Annotated in this window: 16 protein-coding genes; 5 read left to right on the forward strand and 11 right to left on the reverse strand. The window is 59.4% G+C overall.

The window, feature by feature from the left end:
• Window positions 1-29: 29 nt before the first annotated feature.
• Entirely contained in the window at window positions 30-458 is a 429-nt protein-coding gene (locus C450_RS11290; RefSeq protein WP_005043531.1) for an SRPBCC family protein, read from the reverse strand.
• A gap of 110 nt (window positions 459-568) precedes the next feature.
• Between C450_RS11290 and C450_RS11295 the strand changes: the two genes are divergently transcribed.
• Window positions 569-1,543 (forward strand): aldo/keto reductase, encoded by a 975-nt coding sequence (locus tag C450_RS11295; protein WP_005043533.1) that lies wholly within the window; start codon window positions 569-571, stop codon window positions 1,541-1,543.
• Window positions 1,544-1,571: 28 nt separating this feature from the next.
• On the opposite strand, the gene C450_RS23210 is transcribed toward C450_RS11295, so the two are convergent.
• From C450_RS23210 to C450_RS11315, 5 genes are all read right to left on the reverse strand, one after another.
• Window positions 1,572-1,697 (reverse strand): hypothetical protein, encoded by a 126-nt coding sequence (locus C450_RS23210; RefSeq protein WP_275039278.1) that lies wholly within the window; start codon window positions 1,695-1,697, stop codon window positions 1,572-1,574.
• Between the two features lie 195 nt (window positions 1,698-1,892).
• Window positions 1,893-2,837 carry a DUF4349 domain-containing protein gene (locus tag C450_RS11300; protein ID WP_005043535.1) on the reverse strand — a complete coding sequence of 315 codons (945 nt, stop codon included), beginning with the start codon at window positions 2,835-2,837 and terminating at the stop codon, window positions 1,893-1,895.
• Between the two features lie 101 nt (window positions 2,838-2,938).
• Window positions 2,939-3,289 (reverse strand): hypothetical protein, encoded by a 351-nt coding sequence (locus C450_RS11305; protein ID WP_005043536.1) that lies wholly within the window; start codon window positions 3,287-3,289, stop codon window positions 2,939-2,941.
• 39 nt (window positions 3,290-3,328) lie between these two features.
• On the reverse strand, window positions 3,329-4,102 hold the full coding sequence (locus C450_RS11310) for a cytochrome c biogenesis CcdA family protein (protein ID WP_005043538.1): 774 nt from the start codon (window positions 4,100-4,102) through the stop codon (window positions 3,329-3,331).
• Window positions 4,099-4,611, reverse strand: coding sequence for a TlpA family protein disulfide reductase (locus C450_RS11315; RefSeq protein ID WP_005043539.1), 513 nt, complete (start codon window positions 4,609-4,611; stop codon window positions 4,099-4,101). Before C450_RS11315 ends, C450_RS11310 begins: the two co-directional genes overlap by 4 nt.
• A gap of 99 nt (window positions 4,612-4,710) precedes the next feature.
• On the opposite strand from C450_RS11315, the gene C450_RS11320 reads away from it, so the two are divergent.
• On the forward strand, window positions 4,711-5,943 hold the full coding sequence (locus C450_RS11320) for a DUF3179 domain-containing protein (RefSeq protein WP_005043540.1): 1,233 nt from the start codon (window positions 4,711-4,713) through the stop codon (window positions 5,941-5,943).
• A gap of 85 nt (window positions 5,944-6,028) precedes the next feature.
• Here C450_RS11320 and C450_RS11325 read toward each other — a convergent pair whose 3' ends face one another.
• Window positions 6,029-7,651 carry a potassium channel family protein gene (locus C450_RS11325; RefSeq protein WP_005043542.1) on the reverse strand — a complete coding sequence of 541 codons (1,623 nt, stop codon included), beginning with the start codon at window positions 7,649-7,651 and terminating at the stop codon, window positions 6,029-6,031.
• 449 nt (window positions 7,652-8,100) lie between these two features.
• Between C450_RS11325 and C450_RS11330 the strand changes: the two genes are divergently transcribed.
• Entirely contained in the window at window positions 8,101-8,403 is a 303-nt protein-coding gene (locus tag C450_RS11330) for a putative quinol monooxygenase (RefSeq protein WP_005043543.1), read from the forward strand.
• A 15-nt stretch (window positions 8,404-8,418) separates the two neighbouring features.
• On the opposite strand, the gene C450_RS11335 is transcribed toward C450_RS11330, so the two are convergent.
• Window positions 8,419-9,636, reverse strand: a complete 1,218-nt coding sequence (locus C450_RS11335; RefSeq protein WP_005043544.1) for an MFS transporter — start codon at window positions 9,634-9,636, stop codon at window positions 8,419-8,421.
• A 202-nt stretch (window positions 9,637-9,838) separates the two neighbouring features.
• Here C450_RS11335 and C450_RS11340 point away from each other — a divergent pair, with 202 nt between their 5' ends.
• Window positions 9,839-12,475 (forward strand): hypothetical protein, encoded by a 2,637-nt coding sequence (locus C450_RS11340; protein ID WP_005043545.1) that lies wholly within the window; start codon window positions 9,839-9,841, stop codon window positions 12,473-12,475.
• 62 nt (window positions 12,476-12,537) lie between these two features.
• Here the strand turns inward: C450_RS11340 and C450_RS11345 are convergent, their stop codons facing one another.
• Window positions 12,538-13,983 (reverse strand): flippase, encoded by a 1,446-nt coding sequence (locus C450_RS11345; RefSeq protein ID WP_005043546.1) that lies wholly within the window; start codon window positions 13,981-13,983, stop codon window positions 12,538-12,540.
• A 93-nt stretch (window positions 13,984-14,076) separates the two neighbouring features.
• On the reverse strand, window positions 14,077-15,003 hold the full coding sequence (locus tag C450_RS20860; RefSeq protein ID WP_080510298.1) for a polysaccharide pyruvyl transferase family protein: 927 nt from the start codon (window positions 15,001-15,003) through the stop codon (window positions 14,077-14,079).
• A gap of 163 nt (window positions 15,004-15,166) precedes the next feature.
• On the opposite strand from C450_RS20860, the gene C450_RS20865 reads away from it, so the two are divergent.
• Window positions 15,167-15,904 carry a glycosyltransferase family 2 protein gene (locus C450_RS20865; RefSeq protein ID WP_005043547.1) on the forward strand — a complete coding sequence of 246 codons (738 nt, stop codon included), beginning with the start codon at window positions 15,167-15,169 and terminating at the stop codon, window positions 15,902-15,904.
• 13 nt (window positions 15,905-15,917) lie between these two features.
• On the opposite strand, the gene C450_RS11355 is transcribed toward C450_RS20865, so the two are convergent.
• A complete protein-coding gene (locus tag C450_RS11355) occupies window positions 15,918-16,898 on the reverse strand; it encodes a glycosyltransferase (protein WP_049910122.1) in 981 nt (326 codons plus the stop codon).
• Between the last annotated feature and the right edge of the window lie 320 nt (window positions 16,899-17,218).

Raw genomic sequence — 17,218 nt, forward strand, 5'->3', positions numbered from 1 at the left:
ACGGCCGCCGACCCGTCGGGGGACGCGACTCACGTGTTCCGTGCGAGTCGATCGATGCTCGCGAGCGCGCGCCGGCAGACGAGTGCGTACGGAGCCGCGAGCGGCGGCACCTCGAATACAGCGCGACAGCCTGCCCCGAGCGGTTCGACTCGATGGCCGGTGGCCGGAACGCCAGCGACCCGCCACGCCCACCGGCGATTAGCGCATTCGGTCACCCGGAAAGGGAGTTCGAGTCCGCCGATCGTCCGGACGTGACCACGGGTTCCGGCCTGGACGAACCGATTCTCACTCGTGACACCGACGATCGACGGCCCCCACTCCGGCCACCGGTGGGTGTCGGTGAGCAGGCTCCAGGCGACATCGGGCGTCGCGTCGATCTCGCGCGAGACGACAAGCCGGGGACCGTCGGGTGTGCGTTCGACCGACAGGCTATCGCTCCGGGTTTTCGAGGCGATCATGACCACTGTGACGTTTCAGAACTCAAGACACGAATGCGGTGTGGCGTGGATCGTCCACGACGGATGGCTGCCAGCACTGGACTTTTACTGAGTGGGTGTGTGCTCTTCGCATGGAGTACACGACCCTCGGCTCGACAGGGATGGAGGTAAGCCGGATCTGTCTGGGCTGTATGAGCTTCGGGACCCCCGAGTGGCGCGACTGGGTGCTCGACGAGGAGGAGAGCGAGGAGATCATCGAGCGCGCGATCGACCTCGGGATCAACTTCTTCGATACGGCGAACATGTACTCCCAGGGCGAGAGCGAGCGGGTGCTCGGCAATGCCTTGGAGGGGTACGACCGCGACGAGCAGGTGGTCGCCACCAAAGTCTATCATCCGATGGGCGACGATCCCAACGCCCAGGGCCTCTCGCGCAAGGCGATCGAACAGGAGCTGGAGAACAGTCTCGACCGGCTGGGGATGGACACCGTCGATCTTTATCAGACCCATCGGTGGGACGACGACACGCCGATCGAGGGGACACTTCGGGCACTCGACGACGCCGTGCGCCGCGGAAAGGTGCGCTACATCGGCGGCTCCTCGATGTGGGCCCACCAGTTCGCCGACGCGCTCCACACCAGCCGTTCGGCGGCCCTCGAACGCTTCCAGACGATGCAGAACCACTACAACCTCGTCTACCGCGAGGAGGAGCGCGAGATGCTGCCGCTCACACAGGAAGAAAACGTCGGCGTGCTCCCGTGGTCGCCGCTCGCGCGCGGGTATCTCACCCGCCCTCACGAGGAGATCGACGCCACCGCACGCGGTGCGAGCGAGGAACATCTCTACGAACACCCCTACCGCGAAGGTGGTGGCCAGGCGATCAACGAACGCGTCGCGGAACTCGCCGCCGAGAAGGACGTCACGATGGCCCAGATCGCGCTCTCGTGGCTGCTCCACAAGGAGCACGTCGACGCGCCGATCGTCGGCACCACGAGCGTCGAGCATCTGGAACAGGCCGTCGCGGCGCTCGACATCTCGCTGTCGGACAGCGACATCGAGTATTTAGAGGAGCCCTACGAGCCGGTGCAGGTGTCGGGCCACGAGTAGCGACACCCGCAAGCCGATCGGGCCGCGGTCAGGCGTCGAGCGCCGCCTGATCGTGGGTGTGGTGGTAGAACCGAATCAGCGACGTGCCGTCGGCGTCGGTACCTGGCTCGAAACACACCCGCCGGTAGCGCTCGTTGTCGAGCAGGTTAACCATGAGACCCGCATCGTGAATCGAGAGCGAATCGTACGCCACAGACCGGGCATGCGTCGCGAGCGGCGGTCTCGGTCGACTCGCTCGACCGCCCCGGGTCGCCAGCAGGTGCGGCGACTGGGTCGTCACCTCCCATATCCCCCCTCGGAGCGCTACGGGCAAAAACGCCACTCCGATCAGCATCGACCCGAACCGAACTCACTCGGCGCTCGCGGACGTCGCCGTTCGCCGTCGGTACGCGAGATAGCCGAGCGCGAGCGGGACGCCAAAGACCAAGAGGTACGGCGCGAGATACGCGAGCCCGACGACCGCCGCCCGGAGCGTCGTCACGACGCCGCCGATCGAGGACAGGAACGCATCCAGCACGCCGCTGTCGTACCACGCCCCGGCGACGACCGGATCGTCGGCGGGTTCGGTGAGTTCGACCGTGATCGTCGAGAGAGCGACCTGGCCGCGGAGCGACTGGAGCTGGGCTTCGAGGCGTTCGATCTCTGATTGGGTGTTCGAAAGGCGTTCCTGAACCTTGAGAACGGCCTCGGTGTCGCTCGCGTTCTCGTAGAGATTGCGAAGGCGCTGACGCTGCGCCCGGAGGTTTTCGAGACGGGCTTCGAGGTCGACCAGCTTCTCGGTCACGTCGCTCGAATTCGTGCGGGCACTCAGCACCGTTCCGGTCGCCTGGATCCGATCGTAGAGCGCGGAGAAGTTCCGGCTCGGCACGCGGACGACGAGCTGGCCAGCGGTCCGGTTGCCGTTCTCGCCACGCGTCGACTGGCTCGACCCGCTGACGTAGCCGCCCAGCCGCCGTGTCGCAGTCGTGACGTTTCGTTGCGCCGTGCTGAAGTTCTCGACGTCGAGGCGGACGTGGCCCGTCCTGATGATCGCGCGGCGGGGCTGGAGTGCCTGCTCGTTGCCGGCCTCCGCATCGGTGGCCGCCGAGCCGTCCACAGAGGCTGCGGCGGTTTCGGCCCCGCCGCCGCCGCTCTCGGCGCTACTGACGCTCGCCCCACCGCCGCTGGCGTTCACGCCACTTGCACCGTCCCCGCCACCGGCCGCGTCGCCACCGCCACCCATCCCGCCACAGCCGGCGAGGATCACGAGGAGCGCGAGAGCGATGACGGCCGCGGAACGCGTGTGGGAGGGCATGCCAACCCATGATCCGACAGGTGGCATATGTTTTGTGGGAACTGGTAACGAACGGCCCGACGATGACGGTGTTCCGGTACGCCGCGGTCGGACGTCCGCATTCAGTACGGGTCGATCGGATGGAGGAACGTCTGGAACTCGAGCGTTCGACCCTCCGGATCGTCGGCGAAGAACTGGTAGATGTCGTACTCCTCGTTCACTGCCGGGCTTCCGTGTGCCCGATCTTCGAGACGGTCGTACATCTCGTCGACCCCGGACCGGTCGTCGTAGAACAGCGTGATCATCCCCTCGGTTTCGGGTGTGTCGCCGCCACAGAACCCGAGCAGGAGGTTCTCATGACGGAGGATCGTACAGCCGGTCTGTTCGAGCCACACCGACGCGTCCAGTCGCTCGGTGTAAAAGTCGACCATCCGATCGAGTGCTACCGTCTGGAAGAAGACGATCCCGGCCATATCCCCGCCACACGCGCCATCGTCAAACCCGTTCCGCCGTCATTTCAGACCGAGCAGCGCGAGTCCCCCGAACCGGAAGAGGAACAGATAGACCTGGGCGAGGCCGGCCGCCACGAGGAACACGCCCGCGACCCGCGAGACCGTCCGTGGCCGCGGCAACCGACGAAGGACGGCCTCGCGACCGAGCGCTGACAGCGCCGTAATCGCGATTATCAGCACGCTCATTCCGGCGGCGTACGCGCCGAGCGTGACGAACGCGGTGGCCGGGCCGCTCGACAGCGCCGTCAGCGCGACCGCGATGAACACCGGCGCGGTACAGCCGGCGGCTGCGGCGGCGTAGACGATCCCGAACCCCACGAACGCGAGGGGCGAGCGCCGGCGCTCCGGGAACGCGACATGGAGGGTCGGTCCGCGGCCGAGCGCCATCGCGGTGCCGAGGAGCACGAGCAACGCGCCGACGACGAGTTCGAGCAGGACCACGTTCGCGAGCACCTGAGTTCCGACCGACGCCACGACTCCGGCAAGCGCGCCGTAGACCAGCACGAACCCGAGGCTCACGAGCACGCCAACGACCGCTGCCCGGCGCAGCCGCGACGCCGTCGCTGCCCCGGCCGACGCTCCGCTTTCGTCCTCGCTTTCCACACGCTCCCCGCGTTTCTCGCTTTCGCCGTCTCGCTCCCTTTCGTCGTCGACGTCGCTGCCGAGATAGTAGGCGACGTATCCCGGGAGCAGCGGGTATGCACACGGCGCGAAGAAGGTTGCCGCGCCGGCAGTGAACGCGAACCCGAGGCGGAGTTCCGCGAGATCGATCATCCCGCCTCGATCGCGCGTTCGACTTCCGTGACGATGGTGTCGGCAGCGGCGAGTCCGACGTGTCGCCACGTCTCGGTGCCGTCTGCTGCAAGCACGAGCAGTGTCGGGATGCGCCGGACGCCGTAGCGCTCGCCGGTGCGGACCTCGGGATCGAGCGCGACCGGCCACGTTCCCTCGTACTCCCGCCAGAAGTCGGCCACCACGGCCTCCTCACTCTCCCACGTGATCGAGAGCAGGTGGAGGTCGGGGAACCGCTCGTCGACCGTCCGGAGGTGTGCCATCTGGGGCTTGCAGGGCGCACACCACGTTCCGAAGAAATCGAGCAACGACACCCGTTCCTGGGGTTGGATCGCTACCGCCTCGCCCGGCGAGCCGGCGACCGCGACGGTGTCGATCTCTCTGGTGTCCGCCCCACCCGCACCGCCGAGAACGCCCGCACAGCCAGCGAGCGCGGAGAGCGCGACCCCTCCACCCGCACCGAGGACGCGCCGGCGAGTGTACCGTTTCATACCTGCCCTTGGAGAAGCGGCTTCATAGCCGTGTAGCGCGTGTGAGAACGGGACGCACAATCCCGCGTTCGTTAACTCCAGTGGTCGATAACGATAGTCATGGATCGTCGCCGCTATCTGACCGCGCTCACCGGGGGGACGATCGCCGCGCTTGCGGGCTGTTCGGGTCTCGCCGGCCGCTCCGACCCCAGTGGGACGGACGGGGCGACCGACACCCGGGAGGCCACCGACACTCCAGCGGCCACCGAGCGAGCGAGCAACGCGACCGCCACCGGCGGAACGGCAGCCAGCGTGCCCCGACAAGCTGGCGACGTCGAACTCCCCGTCCCCCGAAGCGAACTCGACCGCGGCGCGGCGGAGGACGCGATCCCGGCGATCACCGATCCCGCGTTCGGAACCGACTGGAGCGAGTTCGCGGTAGAGCTCGATCCAAACGAGCGTGTGATCGGCGTCAAGCGCGACGGCGAGGCGCGGGCGTACCCGCTCGCGATCCTCAACTGGCACGAGATCGTCAACGACGTCTTCGAGCCGCGCTCGAAGGCACGTCGGACCGAGTCCGACGGAGAGTTCGACGGGCCGCTCCTCGTGACGTACTGTCCGCTGTGTGGCAGCGGGCTCACCGCCGAGCGCCGAGTGGATAATGAGGAGACGGTCTTCGGCGTTTCGGGCTTCCTCTGGAACAGCGATCTCGTGATGTACGACCGCGCGACCGACAGCCTCTGGAGTCAGATCATGGCGACCGCCATCCGCGGGCCGAAGACGGGCGAAAGCCTCTCGCTGGTTCCATCGACGCTGACGGCGTGGAGTGCGTGGCGCGAGGCGCATCCTGAAACGGAGGTCCTGCTCCCACCGCCAACCTCCGGGTCGGTGGGCAATGCGAGACCGCGCGATTACACCCGCGACCCCTACGCTGGATACGGCGAGTCCCACCGGATCGGCATCGGTGGCGAGGAGTTCGAGGGAAAACTCCATCCGAAGGCCGACGTCATCGGCATCGCCCACGACGGGATGGCGCGCGCCTACCCGTTCGATACGATCACGAACGAGGGCGTGATCAACGATCGCGTCGGCGGCCTCCCGGTGGTCGTCACGACTGACCCGGGCGACGCACTCGTCGCCTACGAGCGCCGCGTCGACGGGGACGTACTGTCGTTCGAGCCCGCGGGCGCAGACGCGATACGCGCCGACGGCTCACGATGGCGGCGCGCCACCGGCGAGGCGGTCGACGGCCCCCACGAGGGGACGCAGCTCTCGCGGGCCAACGACGCCTCGCCGATGTTCTTCTTCGCGTGGCGCGATTTCAACCCCGAGACCGAGGTGTACGGAAACTGAACTGTAGCCGTCCGATATCTATCAAGAACGGCTACGCCGAACCATGCGTGCCGAGCGGTCGCCCGAGCAGTAGCCATCCGGCCGGTCACTCGAAGCGCGCGGCGAACCGGTTGATGGCCGCGTCGGTCCCGACCAGCACGAGATCGTCGTCGGCCCGGAGTTCGAACGCGGGCCCGATCTCGGTCCGGACGTCGCCGTTGCGCTCGACCGCGATCACGGTACAGCCGGTCCGTGCTCGGATGTCGGCTTCGCGGAGGGTCTGGCCGCCGAGTGCGGGACACTGCGTTCGGACGACCTCGATCTGTTTGTCGAAGCTCATCACGTCCTCGTCGAGGATCGTGGAGGCGAGCATCCGGCCGCTGACGGTGGCGAGCGCGAGCACGTAGTCCGCACCCGCCCGGTAGAGCTTCCGGATGCCCGCGGTCTCCTGTGCGCGGGCGATGATCTCGACATCGGGCGCGAGCTCGCGGATGACCAGCGTGGCGAACACGGTGAGCGTGTCGTCCGGCAGCGCGAGCACCACCGCGTTCGCGTCGTCGATCCCCGCCGCCCGGAACGTGGCCTTGTCGACGGCATCACCGACGACATCGACGGCCGGGTCGTCCTCGTGGTCGACGACGACGGTCTCGATCCCCGCCCGCGAGACCGCCTCGTACACCGTGGTCCCGACTTCGCCGAACCCGACGATGACGACCCGCCCACGCCGGCGTGAGCGGGTGTCAGAGAGGGTCAGATTCTTGAGTCGTTCGAGCTCTGCTTCGCGGCCCGCGACCAGCAGGATCGAATGTTCGTCGATCCGGTCGCTCGGGGCTGGCGGGCTGACGAACTCGCCGCGGAGCCACGCGCCGACCACGTTCGCGCCGGTGCGCTCGGTGATCGCGCTCTCGGCGATTCGCACCCCGTCGAGATCGCTGCCCGTCTGGATCGGTAGCTCGGCGATCTCGAAGTCGCCAGCGATCTCGATCACGTCGCCCAGTTCGGTGGAGATCGCTGTCGTGACCGTGTCCGCGAGGCTCTCGCCGACGAGTCGACGCGGTGAGAAGACCTCGTCCGCGCCCGCATACCGGTGGTAGTCGGCCACCGTGGCGTCCTCGACGAACGTGATGATCCGTGTGTCGGCGGTGTCGGCGGCCGCGAGCGCGATCGAGGCGTTCTGCTCGTCGGCGGCGTCCGCGACCAGCGCCCGCGCCGCCCCGAGGTCGACCCGTTCGAGCGTTTCGGGGGCTTCGGGATCGCCGTGGACCACCCGGACACCCTCCTCGTGGAGTTCGTCCGCTCGGTCGCGGTCGGGTTCGATCACGACGTAGGCGACGTCCCGACTGTCGAGTTCTTCGATCAGGGTCCGTCCGCGTGGGGTGTAGTTACAGATGACGACGTGATCGGCGTCCTCGATCGCCGTCGGAGCGCTCCGCGAGAGGGTCTCGTCGAGCAGCGGGAACACGACCACCGGGAGCGCGAGGAAGATGAGCGCCACGCCGGTGAGGTCCATCAGGATCACCAGCACGTTCATCACCGGACTCTTCCACCCCGCGTCCGAGCCGAATCCGGTCGTCGTGAACGTCTCGACGACGACCTGGAGCGAGTGGAGGAACGTCTCAGGCTCGTTCTCGAAGGCACTCATCCCATAGTCGTACACGAGCGCGTAGGCGAGCATCAACACCGCAAGTCCGAGCAAGGAGTACGCAGTCCGACGCTGCCAGGTGTTCATCGGGAGGAGTTCCCGCGGCCTTCCGTTCGACGCCGCAAAGAACGTTCGGTTCGACGGATCGAACCGGCCACGAGAGGGAGTCTCGGTCGGAGTATGGGGAGGGAACCGCTGCGAGACACGAGATCCCCGTCACGACCGGACGGCCCGATCCGCCGCGATGTCGTTCGACGTACGCTATCGCCGATCCCCTGCGAGTGAGAACGGGAGCCCGGGAGTTGCAAGCAGTTGATTCAGGCGTCCGGCCGGCCTCCGAACGAGCGGGCACGGGGATGATGCTACCCCCATCATCGGCGTGTCTCGCGTTGCATCAGTGGGAGACGGGGCGGTCCTCGACCGCCCGCCTCCAGTCCCCGAATCGGAGAGTGAGCCGAACGCGATCGTGGACGGTAGCACGTGTGCGGAGAGCCGCGTGGGGAGAGTTTATCCCGGTGAGGAGTGGAGTATCGTGTATGATCGTCCTGCAAGCGACGATTCCGGTCGCGATGGACCACCGCGAAGAGATGATCGAAGCAGCGATCGAGTTGGCCGAGCAGTCACGTGCCGAGGCGGGGACAATCGATTACCGCGTTACGACCGACATCGAGGAGCCGTCGGTGTTCCGCGTCTTCGAGCAGTACGAGGATGAGGCCGCAATGGAGACTCACTTGGAGAGCGACCACTACCAGCAGTTCCAGGCGGAGATCGGCGAGTGGATCGCTGGCGAGGTCGAACTGACCCGGTTCGACGTGGATTCGACGTCACGGATGATGTAATATACTGTGATGTGATCAGGTCGTGTCGACTGCTCGATCACGCGGTAGTCGGAGCGTGAGCAGCGTCACGAGCCCCATCAGGACCGCCAACAACAGATAGCCCGTATCGAAGAGGCCACGTTCGGCGACTGCACCGAAGAGCACCGGCCCCGTCGATCCCAGCAGTGAGGCTCCCGAGCGTATCGCCCCCAACCCCGTGCCCTCGATTGCCGGTGGAATCGTCTCGGAGAGATACGACTGGGTAATCGCGCCCGAACCGAGCATCGTGCTGATGAGCACAGTATCGAGAGCGAGCGGCCAAAACCCGTCAAGGACGGGCAGGAGAGCGAACCCGACGACGGCCCCACCCAACACGATCGGGAGCGAGCGACGGATGCCGATCGCGTCGTAGGCCACCCCGGCGAGGGGTTTGGCGACGATGCCGACGGCAAAGAACACGCTGAACAGACCGCTCGCCGCCGCCGGCGAGAAGCCCTTGACGCTGATGAGATACGTCGGATAGAACGCCGAGAACGTCTGCAACACACCGATGTACACGAACAAAAGCACGCCCATCGTCAAGAGCGTCGGGTGACGGAGCTCCCCGAGGACGTACCTGAGCCGTTGGAACGAGAGGTCGTCGTTCGAGCGCTCGTGAGTGGTCGCCGGCAGCGAGGTGCGGGCGAGCAAGAGTGCGACCACACCGAGCAGCGGCACGACGAAGGCGAGGCCGACCTGCCACGCACCCACGACGAGGACACCGGCAGCCAGCGGGAGGAGCGTCTGGCCGGTGTCGCCCGTCGCCATCGTGACGCCGAGAGCGCGCCCGATCCGGTCGGGGTAGAGCTCCGAGAGAACGGTGATCCGCGCCACCGGATAGAGCGAGAGCCCGAGCCCAACGAGTGCCGTGCCGACGAAGAGGAGTTCGACTGTCGGCGCGAACACGACCACGAGCAGCGCGACCGCGACGATCGCCACGCTCGCCAGCAGAACGGTTCGTTCGCCGTACCGATCGGCGAGGACACCACCAGGCACCTGTCCGATCGCGTAGCTAACCCAGATCAGCGTCACCAAGAATCCGGCGGCGGTGAGCGTGAGATCGTATTCGGTGCTGATCGCGGGCAGCAACACGGGATAGATCATCCGCGTGCCGTTCAGCAGGCCCCAGCCGAGCGCGATCGTGACCAACGCTTTTCCTTTGCCGTCGGCCCACAGCGCGCTCGCTTCGTGTCGAATCGTCCCAGCAACATCCATTGATGGTCGCTACCGGAGGGAGGTCGGGTCGCCGGATAAGGGTTCGAGACTCCGCATGGCTTTCCGGGTCGGTTATGGAAAATCGGAACGAACAGAACACTACAATAGTGTGAATATGAACAGAATCTAGTTGTAGAACTGAGAAGAGTATGTCGTTCATCGGCCACAAGTTTTATGATTTTTAGGTTAATGGAATACATCGATGCAGCGCAACGAGGGGACGGGTACCAGTAACAACGCGCGAGACGCGGGTTCGTTTTCGGTGGATCGACGGTCGTATCTCAAACTCGCCGGCAGTGCCGCGGGGGCGGCCGGACTCCTGTCGGGGACGGCAGCCGCGGCGGTCGAGCGCCGTGGGATCAGGTTCAACAAGACGGTGAATATGGTGCGGGATGCGGGCTGTGACCCCAACGGCAACGAGCCGTGTGACGCGGAGATCCGGAACGCAGCCGACGACTACACGCTGTTGAAGTTCCCGCCAGGCGAGTACAAGCTCACCGAGAAGAACTATATCGGCGATAAAACCAACGTGGGTTTCGTCGGCGAGGGCGATGTCCGATTCACAGTTCCGTCAAACCTCAACGAGAAGGTACTGGTGGTTGACGACGGCACCGGACTCCTATTCGAGAATATCGATCTCGACCTGCGGGCGTCGGGTGCAACGCCGGGCCTCCATTTTGGTGCGAGCGACAATCTGGAGATCCATGATATCGAGTATATCGGCCAAGGGATCCATCCGAACAGCGATCCGCGAGGAGAGGGTGATGGAAACCCGCAAGTCACCAACGCCTTCAGCCCGATCGTCCGCTCGGAGGATGGGAACGGGACGATCACAAACGTCGTAGCGAAAAACGACGGGCGGATGGGCGCGTATAATTCGGGAGATGGCCGCGTCGGTGTCTGGATCGGTATCAGTCATAAGGGGACTATCAGACTCAGAAACTGCCAGTTCGAAGGGTTTCCCAACAATGGGCTGTACTGCAGTCGAACCGGCGGTGTCGTTCAGGTCGAAGGTGGTGTGTTCCGAAACAACGATATCACGCAGGTCCGCCTCAGCAGCGACGGTAGCTATGTAGAGGACGCGATCATCAGCGCGGACCTCGACAACAGCGACAGTCCGAACCCCGAGGACACGCTCAACACGCGTGGCGTTCGCTTCGAGGCCGGACGGTTCGGGTTCGGCGGGGCGCAAGTTCGAGACTGCGATATATCCATTGTCTCGACCACGAACTCCAATGGAGCCGTCGTCGTCGGGAGCGATGGTGCAGACCATACGGTGAAAAACAGCCGTATTAGCGTCGAAGAAGATGGTATTCGAGGGTTCTACGCAGCCGCACCGACAGGCTATGGGAGTCGTGATCCGCCGCCGGAGCCACACACCGCGACCGTCGTCGACACCAGTATCACTGGCGGATCGAACGGGGTAGAAGCGATCCGAATCGACCAACGTGATGACTCTGTAGTGGCTGACTGCTGTATCAATCAGACAGGTACAGATCGCGATGGGGTCAAAATGTATAATTCTCCAAGCAATGTGGTGAAAAACAGTACAATCGACGTGCCCGGCCAGCAGGTGCTTTCGCCAGGGTGTCGGGTGACGACGCGAAATCTCTCAGCAAGTGGTTCTTGTCCAGTACCGAACAAGGCTGCAGGCGATAGCTTGCCCCGAGAGCTATCGATTGTGAGCAATAGCGGACGATTTAGATACCAGTTAACTGTGAGTGGGGACCTAGGTAAAAGTACCGCAAGAGGTGCGACTATTGACCCCAACGACACGATTTCCGGGAGTACAGCGACAGGTCAGGGAGGTGACGGTGGTGTTGATAGTTATGGCTTCTCTGGAGAGATCACTCAGATGGATGTGGACGGCGATGTCACGGTATATCTCGATGACGAAGTGATACCACAGGATAAATATTTAGGTAACGTCCTTTCGTTCTATGGCACAGGCTCAAGCGCTGAGTACACCTTCTCCGTCAGTGGCGAACTCTCTGGATACGAGGGTCTCAATGGACCGGACACGATTAGTGGATCAAGTGCAACCGGAAGTGTGAGCAGTGGTCGTGATCGCTATGCTTTCGCTGGTGAAGTTACTGATATAAGCGCAGATGGAGATGTCGATATATACCTTAATGGTAATGAGGTGACCAGCGCAGAATTGCTACCGAACGTACTGGAATTCGATGGACAAGGGCAGTACACGTCCTACGAATTCTCAGTCAGTGGAAATCTCACCGGCTACCGTGGTATCAACGGTCCGGATCGTATCAACGGACTGAGCGCCAGCGGTGGCGTTGGAAGCGGACGGGATATCTATGCCTTTTCCGGTGAGATAACAAATATTGAACTAAGCGGTGCTATTAACGTGTATCTCAACGACGAGCTAATCCGAACAGGCTCTGACCACACCCTAAAAATCGACGGAAAAGGCTCGTATACCACCTATGAGTTTTCGGTCAGTGGTGAGCTCGATGGCTACAAAGCCATCAACGGTGCGGACGACATCGATGGGTCGAGCGCCACTGGCAACGTCGGGACCGGTCGGGATATCTATACTATGGGAGGGAATATCGAACGCGCATCACTCAACAACCGTGCCCAAATCGATATCGACCGCTCTGCAGGAACGATTTCCGTCAGAGGTACTGGGGACTACGTAAGCTATCGACTCGTTGTGTCCGGCGACATCTACCCCGAGAGGGGAATCGGGTACGGCGACGAGATCTCCGGCAACAGAGCCTCTGGTGTCGTGACGACCGGAGTCGACACATACCGATATACGGGCGATATTGTTGAGGCGACGATGGATGAGGACGTATCGCTAACCGTCTCGCGGTAATCTGTCACAGGTTCTTGTGAGAACTGTACAGGCTCCCGAACTAACGCGGGCGAACGTCTGTATTAATCGTGTCTGCCATACTGGAGGTCGAATGAGCGATCTATTTTCGAAAATATCCGTCTTCGAATTGAACTGTTACCTAACATCATGAGACAATATGCGATGACAGCAATTCCAATAATTAGCGATAGCTCCGGAACGGTAGTTATGCTGTACGATTCTCTGATCAAATAAACTACTACGCTCATAACAATGGACGATAGTAACATCCAACCGATTTCCCGTGATGGGAGGGCTATGGGCACTCTCTGAGATACATAATAATAATATATAATGCTATTCACAAGGTAGGAGATAACGAACGCCGAGGCAGCTCCTGCAATCCCTATCTGGGGAATCAGTATGGCGTTCAAGACACCATTGAGAACCATCGTCAGCCCCGAAATTCGAAACGCTACATCCGGTCTGTCGAATGCCAACAAAGTTTTATAGATTACAGTATGGACGGAGTGAATGACCCTCTCACCAGTCAACAAAATTAGCACGAGCCATCCGGCAGAAAACGCCGACCCATAAATTATCGATAAAATGTCTTGAGAGAGCAACAATACCCCAAAGAATGCTGGGATGGGAATGAGCAGTGAATACGAAATCGCTTTCGGCAGTGTTCGTTCTAACTCACCAAGATTATCGTTTGAAACGAACTGGCTGAAATTCGGGAAAAGTGTCTGAGATACTGCCTTGCTCGCCAATACGACAACACCCGTCAAGGTCCATGCAACTTCATAGACACCAACGAGAGATTGTGTCAAGAAAAAACCAATCATGAGTGTATCGATCCATGTGTAAATGAGACCACTCGTCCTCAAAATCACATTATACTTCGAAAACTCATAGAGACTCCTAAAGTGATCTCTTTCAGGGCGTGCTATCCCCAAGCCAAGGACGAGGACGGAGGCTCCAAGACCAATCACCATACTCGCCATCAGCCCGGTTATCAGTGCGTAGATGCCGTAGCCAAGCAATATCAGTCCGATGGATATGGCAACCCTCACAGTGTTTTTCACGACATCGATTGCTGCCGTCTGCTCGATTTTGAACTCAGCACGAAGGACAGCCGTGAGCAGTTGGTACAAAATCGTCAAGAATAGAATGACTGACAATTCGATGACAAGTGGTTCACCAATATACTGTACGACGAACCCACGAAAGACAAAGAGGAGGAGTACGACCACGATGAACGCGACTACCAGAATGACAATAGAGGCCGTGAAAAGTCGATTTTTTTCTATTTGATTGTTAGTTTCGGTGATTCGCTTTTCGGCTGCGCCTTGAACCCCAAAATCAGCAGGGACGCCAAGCATTCCGATTACTGCTTGTACCAACGCGAAAATCCCGATTATTTCTGGACCGAGTTCTCGTGCGAAATAGACGGACCCGACGAATCCGAGTATTTTCGACGCGACACTTGAGACGAATAGTATGAGGCTAGTGCGTTCGAGATTCATTCGGTGTCAATGCAGTGATGGCTTATTCATCGGAAGAAGAGCGAGTCTCTAACCTTGTTTTATATTCTCTCCACGGCTTTTCGTGCAAATACATTACGATTCGTTAAATGAAATATTGCTGAAATTAGACAAGGTGTAGTTGTACACGCCACGTGTTTTGAAGTACGACCCGGCGTACACCTCTGTATCCTTGTCAAATAACGCACCCAGTATTGAGACGTGCAATCGGTCTGTGTATATTCTATCTGCACTTGAAACTAGCGCAATGAAATCTTCGTAGGTTGGGGATAGACTGGCGTCCTCCACGATACAGTTTTCAGATCGTTTGACGATTTTTTCCACTTCTGCATCTGAAACAAGACGCTCCTTATCATCGCGGAATGAAACGAGGTCATACGGCTTTTTATCAGTGTAGTTAGAACGCGCAGAACTAGCTTTCGAAGCAAGGGACTGAGGATCATGATAGAACGCGGTGTCTGGTGAGAGTCCTACCGAGACACTCTTCGGCAAGTTGTAGTTGCTAAGTAACCGTTTGCTGTATCGTTCACGAGCGAACAGATGCACTGGTTGTTCCGTCCCTTCCAAAACTGCCTCAAAATCAGTTATTGGAAACCAATACGTTTGTGGTGCAACGACGATTGGGGTATTACTGTAGCGCTTCAGGAGCGTACGCAAAATCAGAATTGAATGGGGCCAGAGGTCATTCACATTCGCACCTCCATGAATCATGATTGCATCTGGGTCATTCAGTTGAGGCACAGTAAATGGGATGTGATCAATATTGTGATCACGTATTCTCTCGTTTATCCGACGCCGAATTCTGTTTGATAGTGTTCCTGAGCGGTACTGGACAGATTCATACTGAATGTCAAGCCGATCAAGCTCGTGGTTTAGTCCTTCGTAAATGAGTCGGTCACCGTGGTTTCCGCCCGGTACGATGAGCGAGTATTCTCGTTCAGGATTGTTTTTGAAGAACTGTGTGAGTGGTGTTTGTTCCCGCTGAATTGGACCCCGTTGCATAGCTATTCGTGTGTTTCTACCCAGCCCTAATTTATGTAGGGGATTCTAAAATCAGACAGTTGCAAATGGTATTTAATATGTTATTATATAATTCGATATGGATGTCGGTAGAAATGGGCTATCGTTTCTGAGGATTTATCTACACTCCGAGTGAGAGCATACTATGGTCGATTTGAGTGTCATTATCGTTACGAAATTGAATCGGAGTGAAATCGACTGTATCCCTGTATTCGAGAGATGTAGCTTCAAGGATTATGAGGTCATTATCCGTGGTGACGAGGGCATCTCGAAGGCGAGAAACGAAGGCATAAAACAAGCAAATGCGGAGAAAATTGTATTTGTCGATGATGATGCAACTCCGTGTGAGGGCTATCTTTCTGCCGCGTCTAATGTTCTGGAAGAACACGAGGTTGTTGCGGGCGATGTGATCCACCCCTCTGATGACGTAATTTCTCGCCTTTGCACTCACTATGATCAAGGCGACACCTCGAAGTATACGGATACTATTATTGGGTGCAACATGGGATTTCAGGCAGAAGTTTTCGAATCTGTCGGCTATTTTGATGAAGAAATCGAATGGGGACATGACGAAACAGAATTGCGTGATCGAATATTGTACAAATATCCAATTTTCTACGAGCCACAAATGAGAGTTTTTCATATGTATGCCGGCTCAGTTTTTGACTATTGGAAAAAGAGATATCGACTTGGTCTTGCGGACCTCTATTTATACGAGAAGCAAAATCGTTCCATGAATGAACGTTTGTTGAAAATGCTCAACCCGAGATCATATTTCCATCCAACGATTTCTGGTACTATGGTGAAAGCTGTTGGAAGGATAACCCGAAACATTGGGAATGTCGTTGCTTTGGCTGAGGACGTATCAGAAGATATTGATTAGTGCGATGCGCTCGCTACAAAGATTGGCGAACCGCCCACCGCTTGAGTGTCTGTGCCGGTCGGTAGGTGTATCGACCACCGAGGGAGACCAGCCAGTAAACGTATCCCTTTGGATTGGTCGGATCGTACACCAGTGCTCGGGTCAACAGCCGCCGTGCGAGCGCATATCGGTCGCGTGAGAGGGCCGCGTATCCGAGTTGGAACAGCAGGCGACCACGGCGTCGGCGCTTGAACCATCGCCCGTACTCTGCCGCAAGTGAATCAAACTTGTCACGGAACATTGGATACGTCTCAGTGAGTTTTGTTTCGAGGTCGTCACTGATCTGTTCGTGAGTAGCGTTGTGCCGGACGATTAGGGGTTCGGGAACCGCCGTGAACGCTGCGTGTTCCGACAGTCGAATATAGTATTCCCAGTCCTGCCAGCTTGGAAATCGCTCATCGAGAAGCCCGGTTTGCTCAATCGTTTCGGCATCGACAAGGAGCACCGAAAACGAACCCGCGAAATTGTGGAGCAGTAGCTTCTTGGTAACATCGCCATCGACTCGTGGGGAGTCCACTCCATTTGTTTGGCCTTTGGAATCGACGTTCTCGATACCCGTATAAACGACGCCGACGTCCTCATCTGCACACTTGTAGGCGTCGAGTTGTAACGATAGCTTCTGTGGTCGCCATTCGTCGTCATCATCGAGAAATGCAACGAATGCGCCAGATGCTTTCTCAATGCCCGTATTTCTGGCACCGCTTCCACCATGGCTTTTTTCATGTTGAATATATATGATGCGGTCATCGTCATATTCGTCAACGACTGACTCCGTGGCATCCGTGGACGCATCGTCAACGACGATTACCTCGATATTCTCGTGGGTCTGTTCCAATACACTATCAAGTGCTCGCTGGAGAACATCCGCCCGGTTGTGGGTCGGAAGCACCACGCTGACGGTATCCGTGTCCGTTCTATGATTGACGTCTGGTTTGGATTGTATACTGTTTACCATAAATCAGCTACAACACTCCTCTGGATTGGTTCTATCGGTAGTTACAGGCCATGACTCGCTAGCAGGAAAAACTAGGGTGCATCCGTCTTTAGCTAAGCGGCTCTCTGCTCGCAGGGCCGCCAGCTGTAGACAGAGCATCTGCTTTACCAAGGACTCTCACGCCGGATTTGAGCGAAGCCCTGATGAACCTTTCTCAGACAGCATCCCGTTGCTGTCTTGCGGTTCGATTCTTAGCTAAAGACGAATGAACTAGGATGTAATTGGACTATCCCAGTGATCTAAAACCTACAATCGTGTGGGAAAGAATCGCCACTTACTAA

The sequence above is a fragment of the Halococcus salifodinae DSM 8989 genome (genome assembly GCF_000336935.1).
GTDB lineage: Archaea > Halobacteriota > Halobacteria > Halobacteriales > Halococcaceae > Halococcus > Halococcus salifodinae.